At 38.5% G+C, this 15,615-nt stretch carries 12 protein-coding genes; 8 read left to right on the top strand and 4 right to left on the bottom strand.

Features of this window, described 5'->3' with window-relative positions:
• A partial coding sequence (locus H6F47_RS23440; RefSeq protein ID WP_190651232.1) for a transposase occupies positions 1-463 on the top strand: 463 nt, incomplete at its 5' end.
• 315 nt (positions 464-778) lie between these two features.
• Here H6F47_RS23440 and H6F47_RS23435 read toward each other — a convergent pair.
• Both H6F47_RS23435 and H6F47_RS23430 read right to left on the bottom strand, forming a co-directional pair.
• Entirely contained in the window at positions 779-1,240 is a 462-nt protein-coding gene (locus H6F47_RS23435; RefSeq protein ID WP_137668852.1) for an HNH endonuclease, read from the bottom strand.
• A complete protein-coding gene (locus H6F47_RS23430; protein WP_137668851.1) occupies positions 1,237-1,476 on the bottom strand; it encodes a hypothetical protein in 240 nt (79 codons plus the stop codon). The genes H6F47_RS23435 and H6F47_RS23430 overlap by 4 nt, the downstream gene beginning before the upstream one ends.
• Before the next feature lie 280 nt (positions 1,477-1,756).
• Here H6F47_RS23430 and H6F47_RS23425 point away from each other — a divergent pair, with 280 nt between their 5' ends.
• The 3 genes from H6F47_RS23425 to H6F47_RS23415 all read left to right on the top strand — a co-directional run bounded on the left by H6F47_RS23425 (position 1,757) and on the right by H6F47_RS23415 (position 7,461).
• Positions 1,757-4,162, top strand: a complete 2,406-nt coding sequence (locus tag H6F47_RS23425) for a GH116 family glycosyl hydrolase (protein ID WP_190651230.1) — start codon at positions 1,757-1,759, stop codon at positions 4,160-4,162.
• Positions 4,163-6,176: 2,014 nt separating this feature from the next.
• Positions 6,177-6,761 carry a hypothetical protein gene (locus tag H6F47_RS23420; protein ID WP_190651226.1) on the top strand — a complete coding sequence of 195 codons (585 nt, stop codon included), beginning with the start codon at positions 6,177-6,179 and terminating at the stop codon, positions 6,759-6,761.
• 313 nt (positions 6,762-7,074) lie between these two features.
• Complete coding sequence (locus H6F47_RS23415) at positions 7,075-7,461, top strand: HetP family heterocyst commitment protein (protein ID WP_096570736.1); 387 nt, start codon at positions 7,075-7,077, stop codon at positions 7,459-7,461.
• 159 nt (positions 7,462-7,620) lie between these two features.
• Here the strand turns inward: H6F47_RS23415 and H6F47_RS23410 are convergent, their stop codons facing one another.
• Positions 7,621-8,919 carry an ATP-binding cassette domain-containing protein gene (locus tag H6F47_RS23410; protein ID WP_190348020.1) on the bottom strand — a complete coding sequence of 433 codons (1,299 nt, stop codon included), beginning with the start codon at positions 8,917-8,919 and terminating at the stop codon, positions 7,621-7,623.
• Positions 8,920-9,030: 111 nt separating this feature from the next.
• On the opposite strand from H6F47_RS23410, the gene H6F47_RS23405 reads away from it, so the two are divergent.
• Positions 9,031-9,237 (top strand): hypothetical protein, encoded by a 207-nt coding sequence (locus H6F47_RS23405; RefSeq protein WP_190348014.1) that lies wholly within the window; start codon positions 9,031-9,033, stop codon positions 9,235-9,237.
• Here the strand turns inward: H6F47_RS23405 and H6F47_RS23400 are convergent.
• Complete coding sequence (locus tag H6F47_RS23400) at positions 9,221-10,585, bottom strand: response regulator (protein ID WP_096570741.1); 1,365 nt, start codon at positions 10,583-10,585, stop codon at positions 9,221-9,223. The genes H6F47_RS23405 and H6F47_RS23400 overlap by 17 nt on opposite strands.
• A gap of 701 nt (positions 10,586-11,286) precedes the next feature.
• Here H6F47_RS23400 and H6F47_RS23395 point away from each other — a divergent pair.
• The 3 genes from H6F47_RS23395 (at position 11,287) to H6F47_RS23385 (ending at position 15,281) form a co-directional block, all read left to right on the top strand.
• On the top strand, positions 11,287-11,961 hold the full coding sequence (locus H6F47_RS23395) for a VWA domain-containing protein (protein ID WP_096570743.1): 675 nt from the start codon (positions 11,287-11,289) through the stop codon (positions 11,959-11,961).
• A gap of 190 nt (positions 11,962-12,151) precedes the next feature.
• Positions 12,152-12,934, top strand: a complete 783-nt coding sequence (locus H6F47_RS23390; RefSeq protein WP_096570745.1) for a PP2C family serine/threonine-protein phosphatase — start codon at positions 12,152-12,154, stop codon at positions 12,932-12,934.
• A gap of 151 nt (positions 12,935-13,085) precedes the next feature.
• Positions 13,086-15,281 carry a tetratricopeptide repeat protein gene (locus H6F47_RS23385; protein ID WP_137669116.1) on the top strand — a complete coding sequence of 732 codons (2,196 nt, stop codon included), beginning with the start codon at positions 13,086-13,088 and terminating at the stop codon, positions 15,279-15,281.
• Positions 15,282-15,615 lie beyond the last annotated feature (334 nt).

Genomic DNA, 15,615 nt, shown 5'->3' with positions numbered 1-15,615 from the left:
AAGTGCGGCAATGGTGAGTCAATCAGTGGGCTTTGATGCAGGCAAGAAAATTACAGGGCGTAAGCGATTTCTGACAGTCGATACCTTGGGTTTAGTCTTAGGAGTGTTGGTAACAGCCGCGAATGTGGGTGAGCGAGAAGGCGGAAAAAAAGTTCTCAAGCGGGTGAAACAGTCTCAAACGCAAGCATCCCGTTTGACCACTATTTGGGTAGATGGTGGCTTCGACGGCGAACCGTTCATGCAATGGGTGATGAATTTTTGTCGTTGGATTGTCCAAGTAGTTCTGCGACCACAACAAACCAAGGGCTTTGTCTTGCTCAAAAAGCGTTGGGTCGTAGAACGCACTTTTGGGTGGCTGATGGGTTGTCGGCGATTAGTCCGAGATTATGAATTATTGCCCGAAACATCTGAGACTTTTATCTACCTTGCTATGATCCGTATTATGGTTAGGCGACTTGCCTAAATTTTGACTGCCAAAAACTTTTCAAACACCCTCTGAGCTAGATGAACTACTAATTTTATGCCAAAAAAAGTTTCCACTATATGAAAATTTTGATTATGAGAAAATTAAAGATATCCTCATCCAAGAAATGGAAAAGATTGACATTGTGTATGATAAAAACCAAGGTATATCAAGCTTGAACTAATTTATAAATTGATATCTTTCACCATCTTTCATTAGCCTTCTAACCCGCCTGGGAATGAATTCCCAGTCTAATAGCCCAAGTCAGTTAAAACTGACTAAAATCCTTTTTGCTAGTGCCATAAATATAACATTTCAATCATCCTCATTTTGACGCGGGTCTTCATCTGGAGGATGCCAACCACCTTTTACCCAAAAACGACGTGCTTTGATAATAGAACCTTCATTATGCCTTTCATCATTAAGATCCAAACGATTACAAGTAGCCCTTCCCGTAGGAGTAATACCAATAATTTTTAAACCATCAGCCGACCAAATAAAATGATCAGACCATTTTTGTTTTCGCGGATTAAATATGGGAATGATATCTCCAGTTTCCGGATCGATACCCGTTGTGAAATTATAGCGATATCCGTTACAACGTTGACAAGCTAAAGCTAAATTATCGGGATTATCTGATGAACCAGGAAGAGATTGAGGAATAATGTGATCAATTGCAAATAAAGCTGCACTTGCTTCTTCCAAAGAATGACAGTATTCGCATAGAAATTTTGCTCTTTCTCTGACTAATTTTCTGGTCGTATCATTAACTGTCATGATTCAGCAATTATTTTCGCATTCAATAAAGTAAAAATTCTATCCAGTTCTAATATTCCTGCTAACTCAGCCTCTTCACTTGCAGTTAGCATTTCCGCCTTCTTTCTTTCAGAAAGTTCTTCCAAACGAGACTGTAACTCAGAGCTAAACTTAAACAAATTCAAATCTCTAACTTTTTTGATTTCAATTCCCGACTCTACCCAGGATGAGGGTTGAATCATCACTTGAGTAATCATAGACTTATTTGATCTCTTGTAATAAACTACATCTTATCACATATTAAATATCTAATAAATAAAATTCCTATCCATAACTCAACCTAAAATTATAAATCAACCTTTGCGCCTTTGCTCCTTAGCGCCTTTGCGCGAAATAAAAATAATAATACACTTAAAAACCTCTCTTCCTTTGCGCCTCTGCGCCTCTGCGTGAGAAAAAAACAACCTCATAACTACTTGAAAAAAACCACATAAACAGCTACCCTGCATTAACATCAAAAATGTGATCCTCAAAACCATGAACACCCACCCCCAAATACCCCCCTACACCTGGAAACGCCCCATCGGTTTAGGATGGGAAAAACCCTACACCGTCCGCTATCCCAGCAACCTCGATGATGGACCATTTCACGGAATGCCATTAGGTGGTTTTGGTGCAGGTTGTATCGGCCGTTCCTCTCGCGGAGATTTCAATTTATGGCACATTGACGGTGGAGAACATACATTTAAAAATGTCCCTGCTTGTCAATTTAGCATCTTTACATCAGACAAAACCTACGCATTATCTACCCAACCCCCAGAAGATAACACATTACAAACTTGGGAATTTTATCCACCTTCTTCAAAGGTATCAGAAGAGGCGGGCAAGATGCCCACCCCACAAAATGTAGGAATTTATCATGCACTTTATCCCCGTAGTTGGTTTGTTTATGAAAATGTTTTTCCAGTTCAATTAACCTGTGAACAATTTTCACCTATCTGGGCTAATAATTACCAAGAAACCAGTTATCCTGTAGCGGTTTTCCTATGGACTGCACACAACCCAACTAACCAACCAATTACTGTTAGTATAATGCTAACTTGGGAAAATATGGCAGGTTGGTTTACCAATGTTTTAAAATCTCCTGATGTGAAAATTAGAGATGATGGCAGTCCTGTTTATGAATATCAACCAAAATGGGGAGAAAGTAAAGGTAACTATAATTGGTTAGTTGAAGATGATAAGTTTTTAGGTTGTGTTTTAGGTCGAGTTACTAATAATGAAACTCCCCAAGAAGGTGATGGAACTTGGTGTATTGCTACTGCTAAAAATGATCAAGTTGAATTATTTTATCATTCCCGTTTTAACACTATAGGAAATGGTGAGGAAATTTGGCAGACTTTTAGTAAAGATGGTTCTTTAACTAATTATTTAGATGAAACTCCCACAGATGAAAATACTCGTTTAGGTGCTGCTGTTGCTGTGCGTTTCACTTTGCAACCAGGGGAAACTTTAGAAGTTCCTTTTGTGTTAAGTTGGGATTTTCCGGTGACAGAATTTGCAGAAGGTGTAAACTATTATCGCAGATATACAGACTTTTTTGGTTGTAGTGGTGATAACGCTTGGCACATTGCTACCCATGCACTGAAAGAATATCATAATTGGCGATCGCAAATTCAAAACTGGCAAAGTCCTATTTTAAACCGGGAAGACTTACCCGACTGGTTGAAAATGGCGTTATTTAACGAACTCTACGACTTAACCAGTGGGGGTACTCTCTGGAGTGCAGCAACGGAAAAAGACCCCATCGGTCAATTTGCAGTGTTAGAATGTTTAGATTACCGCTGGTATGAAAGTTTAGATGTGCGGTTATACGGTTCTTTCGGGTTATTAATGTTATTCCCAGAACTAGAAAAAGCCGTTATGCGTGCATTTGCTAGGGCAATTCCCCAAAGTGATGATAGAACTAGAATTATCGGTTATTATCTCACCATCAACACTGAAAGTCCCCAAGCTATCCGTAAAGTAGCAGGTGCTACACCTCACGACTTAGGCGCACCTAATGAGTGGGTTTGGGAAAAAACCAATTATACTGCTTATCAAGATTGCAATTTGTGGAAAGATTTAGGTTGTGATTTTGTCTTGCAAGTATACCGCGATTTTCTATTTACTGGTGCAAATGATATCGAATTTCTCGCAGAATGTTGGGATGCAATTGTGCAAACTTTGGATTATGTGAAACAATTTGATTTAGATGGAGATGGTATACCAGAAAATTCTGGCGCACCGGATCAGACTTTTGACGATTGGCGGTTAAATGGTGTTAGTGCTTATTGTGGTGGTTTGTGGTTAGCAGCGTTAGAAAGTGCGATCGCTATTTGTGATATTCTCAAAGATCATAAACACACAACTTCCCAAAAATCAATCTATCAAACTTGGTTAAATCAATCACAACCAATTTATCAAGAAAAACTGTGGAATGGTCAGTTTTACCGTTTGGATAGTGAAAGTGGTTCTAATGTGGTGATGGCTGATCAGTTATGTGGGCAATTTTATGCTCGTTTGCTTAGTTTACCAGATATTGTACCCACTGATAACGCTCTTTCTGCTTTGACTAATATATATAATGCTTGTTTCCTCAAGTTCCAAAATGGAAAATTTGGCGCTGCAAACGGTGTCCTTCCCGATGGTTCACCAGAAAACCCCAACGCTACCCATCCCCTAGAAGTTTGGACAGGTATTAATTTTGGTTTAGCTGCATTTTTGTTACAGATGGGGATGAAAAATGAAGGTTTGCGTTTAACTGAAGCGGTGGTTAAACAAGTTTATGAAAACGGTTTACAGTTCCGCACCCCGGAAGCTATCACCGCAGCAGGTACTTTTCGCGCTAGTACGTATTTACGGGCAATGGCTATCTGGGCAGTTTACCTATGCTTTAAATAATGTATAAGAGGGAATTGGGAATAGGTGACAGGTGACAGGTGACAGTAAGAAGATAATAGGAGTTGAGAAAGAAGAAGGAAGAATTTATTTCCCTCCCCATCACCCCACCTCCCCATATCCTTTGGTAACATTTCGCTCAAGCACTTATGCAGAACTTTACGTAAAAATTTTAGATTTTTTTAAGATTTGTCGTAAATAAACATCTTTTATAGTTAAAAAATGTATCAGCAGAAATGTGATTTTATTTTCTGGTTATTTCCGGAATCCTGAGAAAAAAACAGTAATAGTAATAGTTGAAAGTTCTCAACCCCTATACCCATGTTTGAAAATACGCAATGAACACCTGTTTCATCAACAAAGTCTATAGATAACTACTCTTTTTCTCAGAATGCGAACATTTTTGTGCCAAAGGATACATAAATAATTCAAAATTCACTTTGAAGCATCGAGGACAACCCACTTAAAACTTATCTCCAGGAACATTGGAAAAATGAACATTCAATATAAAAACCGTAAAACCTACCTCACCCTGATAGAATTAGCTGGCATTCAGAATATAAAAGTTACTCTCATGTCAGATGCTATGAGTTTCTGCGCTTAATTGTGTTGTTTAACCTTGACTGAAAACCAGCCAGATAGTACAAAATTTAGTACAAAACAAAATCTAGGTCTATGTAGGGTCAGAAAAAGCAGCAGCAACGATTTTGATTGTTTCAGGTTTACAACCAACTGCACCGTTACTCATAAAAAAAGAGTTCCAGTGCTAGGGATTTATATTATAGCTCTTTGGTTTCTGATTGGCAAGTAAAAACCAATGTGAATTACTGCCCAAATCTCAAAATTTGTATATCACCAAATTCACCTACTGAATCACATAAGTATCAATTTTTTAGAATCTCTAAAACACAAACTCATCATAATTAACGATTTACATTTACACATAATAAAATTGACATGATAATTTTTCTCCCTAGCAACTGAGTTACTTGACTTCACAAAAACTCAAAATTTTCACTCAGCTAAATTCACAATTCTCTGATGACGCTTAATTTATATTGAGCGGTTTGATTACATGATTAAATGCAGGTTTAATATATTACTTTTTCTCTTAACACACCCGCTTATGGGTGTTTTTTTATGTGTAACTTTGTGTGATAAAGACGATAAATGTAGTATATCATAAAATAGTATCAACAACAACTTAATTTTTAGAAGATCGGACTTATTGATATACAATTATTACTATGTATTTACCAGCCGCCATTAAGAATAAGTGTAGCCCTAATGATTCTCCCATCAGACCTAAAAGAAAAACATATAACAATATATAATCACTAAACTTCTAGAGTGAAATTTATGAAAAATCCGGTATTGTTTTTTGATAAAATTCTCTAGAATGCTTAATTTATAAAGGTTTGTGAATTTAGTTAATAGTAATAATTGGCGGAAAAATCAAGATAATCAACTTTGATAACCTCATAAAATGAGGGGTGTTACCCCCCATTTTCTTGACAAAAATGGGACAAAAGTGAAAGTTGCACATTGGCTAAATGAACATTCTGAGATATTCAGTAAATTTAACTTATAAGACTGCCAAAGTGGCAGATGACATTAGAGAAAAAAAATAGTATAAATACGAATGTAGCTTTTAAGAAGGCAATATGAATGCTCTTCTTAGCTGACTGGAAAATTATGAAACTTTACTGAAAAGACTTAATAATTTTCGGCGGCTAGTTATACAATAATATTCAGGGAACATCTATTGAATTACAGCTTGTGGAATTTTTAGAAGACACAACTGCATCTACTAAACCCGCTGAATTACAGAAAGATGGTAAATTTTTTCCTTTCTTTCAGGAGTCAGCAAAAATCACAGAACACAAGTAACCAATAGCAGTTGCTTTCACCAGCAACCACAGCGACGAGGTTACAAAACTGTACAACAGGGTCAATACAGCAAAGCAGCAAACAGACTTGATTAAAAACAGTCAGGTTTTCAATCACAGGTCAGGTCATGAAACAAATCATCAGGTCAAATGCAGTCGAAACACCAAGCCCACGAGGTAATTTAGGGATACAACGCTCTGATTTACATTTTCGTCAGGCATCCGGGGAAAGTCTCGTACTTTCACCAACGGTAAATTTATCAGTCCTACCCCAAAGTAGTGACGTATTAATTAAAAATAAAAGCAACAAGTCAACATCCTGGGAGAATAAAGCACTTTCAGCCTTTGTTGATGTAGTTTGGGAGAAGAAATTAGATTTTTTACTCAGAGTTGTGATGTGGGAGTGTATAGGCAAGATAGCACAAGTCAATAACATCCCAGGAAAGCAAATCACAACGCAAATCACAACGCAAATCACAACTTTAATAACTAAGACACTGGGGAAGATAAAAGCTAGAGCAGAACAAGCAACCCCAAGCAGCTTAGTTTTGAAAGTTAGTTTATGGAAGTTGCTCCCAAACCTACAGACAACGAACCAGTTAGCAGTAAAAATTGCCAAAACTAAAACTTTGCTTCACCGTATCTGGATGCAGCGAACACAACAGAGCAGTTTTAGGAATAGCTTTTTTGCTCTTAATTACGGGAACTGCTGAGAAGTTGTAAAATTTCTGGATGTGCCTGTGGAAAAGGTGAATCTATATTTTTCAACATTTGCTACTGGTCTATTACCAATATATTCCTGTAATTAATTCAACAACTGTTTCACAAATAGTCATCAACCAAACCAAAATTACTGGGTGAAGGTACGATATCACTTCCTGCGATCAACTGGTAAATGTTGGTGTGGTGAACTGATATTGCAGTTTGTGTATTGCAGTTTGTGTATTGCAGTTGTAAATAGCACTTGACAATAAAACTCGAAGAAACTCGACAATTTACCTCATTGAAATAAAACTCAAACGTACTATGAATCAAGGCATTTCTGGAAATAGTGGACTCCCTGACAAAAAAATCAATCCTGAACAGTTTGACCAAGTAATAGAAGCAATTCTCGCTGGTAAGTATTCTTGGGCTTGTGTGTTAATGTTGCGGTTTGTTGGTTACAATCCTTTGCATTACATTCCTTACCGTACTTATAACCGACTACTCAAAGAAAACTCTCGCAATAGTCGGTCTAACCCTCAACAGAATGAAAATTTGAAAATTGCTCCATCACCAACAGAGAAAAGGTCAGAGAGTCATTTAGCACCTAGCAGCTTGAGCAAGAAAATTAAAGATTTAGCTTATCTGGAAGTTGCTGGTAAGCAAAAAGTAGAAGTCCGTAATAGCCATAGGGATAAGAAATCGGCATAACCGATAATGATGATAGTTAATAATCTCAGAATCAAAGTTCAAGGAGTCAGGAGCTATTTATTTTGGATTTTGGATTTTGGATTTTGGATTATTTATTTTTGTCAACTCCAATCTAAAATCTAAAATCTAAAATCTAAAATTTTTCTCCCCAGTCGCCTATTACCTACCTTTGGGAAATATGGCTAAATCGGTTTCTAGGTCAAAAAAGTGGAGTTTTTCAGAAACTAATGATAACCAAAGTTGCTCACCCAAACTGATAAATCTATCTGGAGGAACTCGTACTTGTAAAGTTTGACCATCTGTATTTGGTAAATCAGGGTTATATATTCTTACAGCAAGAAAACTATCGTTTCCTAAATTCTCTACTAAATCTACTTTAACTGGTAAATTTTTGGTAGCTGGTACACTTAACATTAAGTGTTCTGGACGAATACCTAAAATTACAGTTTGTCCATCGTATTTTTGTAATGCTTTTCCCCATACATCTGGGAGGGTAAAGCGAAAATTAGCATGGGTAATTAATAAAGGTGCATGAAATTCTACCGGAATAAAATTCATTGGTGGTGAACCAATAAATTCGGCTACAAAGCGGTTAGCAGGATAATTATATAGTTCTAAAGGAGGGGCGACTTGTTGAATTTGTCCCCCAGACATGATGGCAATGCGATCGCCCATTGTCATAGCTTCAGTTTGATCATGGGTAACGTAAATTGTCGTTGTCCCCAACTGACGCTGTAATTTAACAATTTGGGTGCGGGTTTCTGCCCGTAATTTAGCATCTAAATTAGATAAGGGTTCATCCATTAAAAATACTTGAGGATTTCGGGCGATCGCTCTCCCTAATGCTACCCTTTGTCTTTGTCCTCCTGATAACTGTTTAGGTAGGCGATTTAATAAATTTTCAATTTGTAATAATTGGGCAACATTCAGCACTTGTTGTTCTATTGTGCGTTCTTTTGGAGAAAGATAACGCAGTCCTTTGGGTAGTTTTTTAGTCACTCCCACAAGTAGATTCTCTCCCCATGTACGAAAATTACGGGTAGAAATTGTTTCACCATTTCCCAAACGACGACGTAACCCAAAAGCAATGTTGTCATAAACACTCATGTGGGGGTAAAGGGCGTAATTTTGGAACACCATTGCAATGTCTCGCGCTTTGGGGGGTAAGTCATTAATTAGGCGAAGCCCTGCGGGCGCGCTGGCGCTATCGCCCACCCAAATATTACCCCCAGTCATCACCTCTAACCCTGCTATTAGCCGCAGCAAGGTACTTTTACCACAACCAGAAGGTCCCACCAACACCATAAATTCACCATCAGCAATGGTTAAATTAATGCGTCTGAGGACATTAATACTATCTGCACCCTCTTTTTCTGGTGATGACTGCTGTGTCTTCACACTTTCCCCCTTCCGGGGAGGGAAACTTTTATAAACGTTTTCTAATACAACTTGTGCCACAGTTCTCAGGTAATGGGTAATGGGTAATGGGTCATGGGTAATTGGTAATGGGTAATTGGTAATGGGTAATGGGTAATGGGTAATTGGGAATTGGGAATTGGGAATTGGGAATTGGGAATTGGGAATTGGGTTATTCATCTTAACCCAGTCACCAGTCACCAGTCACCAGTCACCAGTCACCAGTCCCCAGTCACCAGTCCCCAGTCCCCAGTCACCAGTCCCCAGTCCCCAGTCCCCAGTCCCCAGTCCTCAGTCCTCAGTCCCCAGTCACCAGTCACCAGTCACCATTCCCCAGTCACCTTTACGCCAAGTGCATGAAAATCATTTTTAACAGTTCCGCACGAGTAAAAGGTTTAGTTAAATAACCAGAAGCTCCGACCATTCTTGCTTTCACCTTATCAATAATTCCCTTACTACCAGTCACAAAAATAATGGGAATTTCCTTAAACATTGAATTATTACGAATAATTCGGCATAACTCATAACCATCAATTCCCGCCATATTCAGATCCAATAAAATCAAATCGGGTTTATGCCTAATGATAGACATCACTGCTTTGATTGGATCATTAATAGTTACTACAGCAACATTTTCATCTTCCAAACAACGGCTGATTTCTTTGAGAACCGTCGGACTATCATCTACAGAAATAATTTTGTAAGGCTTTTTAGCGGTTATGGTAGCAGCGGTTACGTTTTCCCCATTAGTTAGTATGTTATTGGGTATGGTTGATTGCTCAAGGTTTTCTTTTGGTAAAGCAGAAACTTGAGGTACAGGGTTCTCTCCCAGGGTAATGGATGGTGATGCTTCTACCTTAAACGATTTGCCATTAATTCTGATTGTGCTGTATCTAGGAGCTAGTGAAACATCTTCAAAGGTTTTAGGTAATTTATCGAATGGAGGATCCGGTTCATGCAAAATAATCGAACCCTGAAGGATATGCGGGTATAAAGTTCGAGCCAGTTCCACCTCATCGAGATTCATAATTACTGCCAAATGACGCAGGCTAAAACCCTTCATCCAGGTAGTGATATTTTGCTGTAATTCTGGTAATTGTTTATCATAAAATTTACTGTTAATCAACAGGTATGGACGCTGATAAGGAGAAGAGATTTGAGGAGCGAAAGACTGCAAATTTTGCAACCGATTTTTGCAGTGTTCCATAATACTATCAACATCAAGTTTGCAAATTTTCGGTAGGCTATTAACTGTTGCTGTTAATTCAAACGTGCCTTCTCTAATCAACAAAAATGATTCGATTACCTCTTTTACTAACTCTTGAATCAGTAACGCAGCTTGGTGAGAGAGTAAATGTTTTTCATTCACCAACCAATAAATAGCTTGATATTCCGGCGGTTGTTGGTGTTCATCATCACTACGTTCAATTAACTGAGTTTGCCAGTCAGGTTCAAACGTCATGCGTAATTGTACACGAAGTTCATTACTCATTACGGGAATTTGCTGACTTAGACGACGTATATGCCGTTCCAGTCTATCAAAGGGTTCTACTGAATGAGTGGCATAGATAATTTTGCCTTGGTCTAAGTATATTGACCATAGCACTGAATTGTTTAAAACTTGTAAACAAGTAGTGTCAGAAGAATTGCTTAACTGTCTTAATAAACGTTTAGGAGATAGTTTGGTAAATGTGCCAGTATTATTCATATTTTTACAGTTTTTAAAGAAAAATTGCTTTACTATTGATTGAGTCTGGAGCAATAATGAATTTCTGGATTAGGTGAAATATGTCTCAATACTGCTCGGTCAAGAAATGGGAATTAGTAAGTTGGTTTGGGTCAAAGGTAAAGGTTTTTCTCCCTTCACTTATTTTCATATTTCTCTATCAACCAACTAATTGATGATGAAATATCATAAATCTACCTCCAGCTATATCAATTAATCCTCCGTGAATTACATAATAATACTAGACTGTCAAATATTTTCCTATTTTCCAGAAGAGTAAAACTTTCTGTTCTCATTATTACAGGGTACACATTTTCCCATTGCGGTATTAACTGTGTTTCCTGATTGGTTGATAATTAGCAAATTTTCCACATAAAATCTTTAAATTTTTATTTCTTAGAAATGTATATATTGAATATTATATTCTTAATGATTTGGATATAAATGATAGATAGGTTATCTACCCAAAAATAATGTTTCTCCCCCTGATTAATTAGCTTTAACTAAAGTATATGGTGATTCAAGTTTCCTGAAATAGATAATTTGATTGGAATAATTTGCATGGATGAATTTTTATCCATCTACCGCAAAATACCATACTTGTAGTTGTACTAGTCTGGGAGACTATGATACTTTGAGCAAGGGAAAGTAACGCTTTGGACTATAACATAACACAAAAGGTTATGCTGGATACATTAAAACTAGATGAAGTTGTAGAATTTGCAGAAAACCCAGAACCACGTTGTCCGTGCGTGCTATTGCTAGACACATCTGGCTCCATGCAAGGAGAAAGGATTGAGGCTTTAAATCAAGGCCTACTGAGTTTTAAGGATGAGCTACTAAAAAATTCATTGGCAGCTAGAAGGGTAGAAGTAGCAATTGTTACTTTTGATAGTCATGTCAATATTGTGCAAGACTTTGTAACAGCAGACCAATTCAACCCACCTATTCTAACAGCCCAAGGACTAACGACAATGGGGGCAGGAATTAATAAATCGTTAGAAATAATTCAAGAACGCAAATCTCAGTATCGTGCCAATGGCATTGCTTACTACCGTCCTTGGGTATTTATGATTACAGATGGTGAGCCACAAGGTGAGCTAGATGATGTTATAGAACAAGCAATACAGAGGCTACAAGGAGATGAGGCGAATAAACGTGTTGCCTTTTTTACGGTAGGAGTAGAAAATGCTAATATGAACCGTTTAAGTCAAATAGCTGTACGTACTCCCCTGAAACTTAAAGGGTTAAACTTTATTGAAATGTTTGTTTGGCTTTCAGCAAGTATGTCAGCGGTTTCCCATTCCAAAGTAGACGAGCAAGTAGCACTACCACCAATCGGTTGGGGGTCTGTTTAACAGTTATCAGTTATCAGTTAGCAGTTATAGCAACAACTCAGGTGGTAGTTCACGAACTGATAGCGCAGCATGGCGTAAGCCATTGACAAAACTAATATACAAGCAAACTTTCCACTCTGTCACCTGTCACCTGTCACCTGTCACCTGTCACCTGTCACCTATCACCTGCTATAGCTGTGAGAAAAAATTTATGAACACACCAAAACAGATTCCTCAATGGCGGATAGTAGCCGCTTCGGTATGTGGAACTAGCCACATTAAAAACCAGCAGTTATGTCAGGATGCTCACCATTGGCAGATATTGCCAAATAATGTCTTAGTGACAGCAGCAGCAGATGGGGCTGGTTCAGCAACTTTGGGAAAAGTGGGAGCGATGATTGCTGTAGAAACAGCAATAGAACATATTTCAAATTGCGAAATTACTCACAGTACCTTTACTGAGGATACTCTTTTGCGTAATTTGTTAACTGATGCCATGTTAGCTGCTAAAAAAGCAGTAGAAGATGAGGCAGTGGCCTGCAAACATCAGTCATCAGATTTAGCAACTACCTTAATTATTGCGATCGCCACACCAAAAGTTGTAGCAGTAGCCCAAATCGGTGATGGTTTAGCTGTAGCCAAGGATAGTACAGGTAACTTACAGGCGCTGACAATCCCTAATAGGGGTGAATACATTAACGAAACCACATTTTTGACTTCACCTGATGCCTTAACTACAACCCAGATAAAAATTTTGCGTCAGCACATAGTTAATATCGGCGTTCTCACTGATGGACTACAAATGCTGGCTTTGAATATGCTTGTTGGTGAACCCCACAAACCATTCTTTTTTCCTTTATTCGACTTTGTAGCCAATGCTGAAGATAAGGTCGTTGCCAAAGAGCAACTAGTCAAATTTTTATGCTCTGAAAGAATTACTAATCGCACAGATGATGATTTGACTCTTATCATAGCAGCACTAAGCAATTCATAAACAATGTTTATTGGGTAGGGTTGATAGTCCAGACTGTCAGTTTCAGATTCAGCGTTTTTTAAATTCTTAATTTCGTATTGACGACCGATCAGGTCGTCTGTACTTCAATCCCCATTCCCTTTCAATAACCACTGTTAACAGTCATTTCACTATGCAGGTACTTCGTTCTCTTGGGCAGAAAGAAATTCTCAATCTCACGGTCAATTTGGGACGTGGGGGTGAAGCCTGTGTCTATGCCGTGCCATCAGATGAAAATTTAGTGGCCAAAATATATCACAAACCAATTCTGACCCATGCTCACAAACTTCAGACCATGATTGCCAACCCCCCAGAAAACCCAACAGCTAATTTGGGGCATATTTCCATTGCTTGGCCTCAGGAGTTGTTACAAGCTGCGGATGGTAGTGGTAGTATCGTCGGCTTTTTAATGCCCCGGATTCGGGGGATGCGTCCGATCATGGACTTTTATCATCCGGGAACCCGTCGCCTAAATTGTCCTTTATTTAATTATCAGTATTTACTTAGGACTGCTCGTAATTTGGCCGCAGCTTTTGCAGCTTTACACGCGAGCCAGTATTGTATTGGTGATGTTAATGAGTCAAATATTTTAGTTAGTGATACTGCCTTAGTGACTTTGGTAGATACAGATTCATTTCAAGTTCGTGATCCACAGCAAAACATTGTTTATCGTTGTGCAGTTGGTAAACCAGAGTATACTCCACCAGAACTACAGAATAAAACTTTTGCTGACTATGATCGGGAAATTTACCATGATTTATTTGGGTTAGGGGTGCTGATATTTCAATTATTAATGGAAGGTACTCACCCATTTTCCGGGATTTTTCAAGGTCAGTTTGATCCACCAACTTACGAAGTCCGAATCGTTGCTGGTCATTTTACTTATAGTCAAAGGCAACAAGTTCCCTATTTACCTACCCCCATAGCACCTGCTTGGGAAATGCTCGCTCCCGGTTTACGGGATTTGTTTGTGCGTTGTTTTGAAGATGGGCATCACAACCCTCACTTGCGTCCTGCTGCTCAAACTTGGTTGTCAGTTTTAACCACCGCTGAAGAGAGTCTTGTTACTTGTACTGCTAACCCCCAGCATCGCTACCATAATCATCTCGACAAGTGTCCTTGGTGTGAACGTGCGGCGCGTTTAGGTGGACGTGATCCTTTTCCATCACTGGAGTCGATCGCTTCTAAAGAACATCTCAAACCCCGACGAAAATCTAAAAAGCGCCACACACAAAATCCTCGTTCACGCCGACCTGTGATTTCTGCATCACCGCTACATCATTGGCAACCAGTCTTTACCCAAAATTTTTCTATTTATCAACCTCCCAAGACTACTCAAAAGTCAAGGTTTTATACTATTATGTTTAGCCTGTTGGGTTTGGGTTTATTGGGGTATTTGGACTTAATGATTAAATTTACTCGTCCCTTTGTTTCCCAAAATCCTTACACTCAACAAAGCTTGATTTCTCGCCAAGAAAATAATCATCCTCAAGAGGAAAATCTGTCTTATTTAGATTACTATGATCGTGGTAACGCTGCTTATCGAAAACGAGACTATGAGCAAGCAATTGAAAATTTTACCCAAGGTATCAAAAAAAATCCTAATTTTTCTAGATTGTATATCCATAGGGGTAATTCTCGCTACAATCTGAATGATTATGAAGGAGCATTGGCAGATTATAACCAAGCCCTAAAAATTAATCCCCAGGAAGTTAAAGCATTTGTAAATCGGGGCAATGCCTACTATATGCTGGCCGAGTATAGTAATGATCCTGACCAAGAGTATCAGAAAGCTATCCAAAACTTTAATCAAGCTATCAACATCAATAACCGTGACACGGAAGCTTATATTAGACGGGGTATTGTCCGTTCTCAAATAGCTAAATATAGCAATAATTTTCAACAAGAATATCAAAAATCAATTGCTGATTTTACAGAGGCAATTCAACTGAATGCTTCCCAAGCAGAAGCTTACTTCCATCGCGGTCTGGCTCGTTATCAATTTGCCCAATATAGCAGTAATTATGATCAAGAATACAATCAGGCGATCGCAGATTTTAATCAAGCATTAAATATTAATCCCCAGATGGCTAAAGTTTACCTCAAACGGGGAATGGTTTATTATGAATTGGCTCAATACGGGGAAAGTAAAGTTGAAGAAAATCATGCACAAGCCATGGAAGATTTAGAAAAATCTGCTCAAATTTACCTGGAACAAGAGGACATGGATAACTATCAGCAAGCCCTGAGTAACATTTGCGTAATGGTAGCCAAAAAATGTGATGCTTTATTCCAAAGCTCAATTATTTTTGACCCAATTGATCGCTAAAATTTTCTTCCAAAATAAGAGATTTTTACTCTTGACTCCTAACTCCTGTAGGGGTTTAAGTAGCTAGTCAGAAAAAAACAAATTAGGCTAGGTGACAGGTGACAGGTGCTACGCCACGGTGACAGTTTCAAGAGTTGGATAGGAACGATTTTTTCTTTAAGTAGGAATTAAGTGCAAGGTTTTTCAGTTACCACCTCATAAAAGCTGGCACTTTTTGAAAGCACTTCGGCTTACTTCGACACCGCCCTTCGACACCGCCCTTCGACACCGCCCTTCGACACCGCCCTTCGACACCGCCCTTCGACACCGCTCAGGACAGGCTCAGGACAGGCTC

The organism is Sphaerospermopsis sp. FACHB-1094 (genome assembly GCF_014696195.1).
In the GTDB taxonomy this organism is placed as follows: Bacteria; Cyanobacteriota; Cyanobacteriia; order Cyanobacteriales; family Nostocaceae; genus Sphaerospermopsis; species Sphaerospermopsis kisseleviana.
This window is presented reverse-complemented; position numbering and strand designations above follow the sequence as displayed.

Coding starts and splice junctions, on each gene's coding strand:
- H6F47_RS23435 (WP_137668852.1), bottom strand. CDS start 1,240: ATGACAGTTAATGATACGACCAGAAAATTAGTCAGAGAAAGAGCAAAA.
- H6F47_RS23430 (WP_137668851.1), bottom strand. CDS start 1,476: ATGATTACTCAAGTGATGATTCAACCCTCATCCTGGGTAGAGTCGGGA.
- H6F47_RS23425 (WP_190651230.1), top strand. CDS start 1,757: ATGAACACCCACCCCCAAATACCCCCCTACACCTGGAAACGCCCCATC.
- H6F47_RS23420 (WP_190651226.1), top strand. CDS start 6,177: ATGAAACAAATCATCAGGTCAAATGCAGTCGAAACACCAAGCCCACGA.
- H6F47_RS23415 (WP_096570736.1), top strand. CDS start 7,075: ATGAATCAAGGCATTTCTGGAAATAGTGGACTCCCTGACAAAAAAATC.
- H6F47_RS23400 (WP_096570741.1), bottom strand. CDS start 10,585: ATGAATAATACTGGCACATTTACCAAACTATCTCCTAAACGTTTATTA.
- H6F47_RS23395 (WP_096570743.1), top strand. CDS start 11,287: ATGCTGGATACATTAAAACTAGATGAAGTTGTAGAATTTGCAGAAAAC.
- H6F47_RS23390 (WP_096570745.1), top strand. CDS start 12,152: ATGAACACACCAAAACAGATTCCTCAATGGCGGATAGTAGCCGCTTCG.
- H6F47_RS23385 (WP_137669116.1), top strand. CDS start 13,086: ATGCAGGTACTTCGTTCTCTTGGGCAGAAAGAAATTCTCAATCTCACG.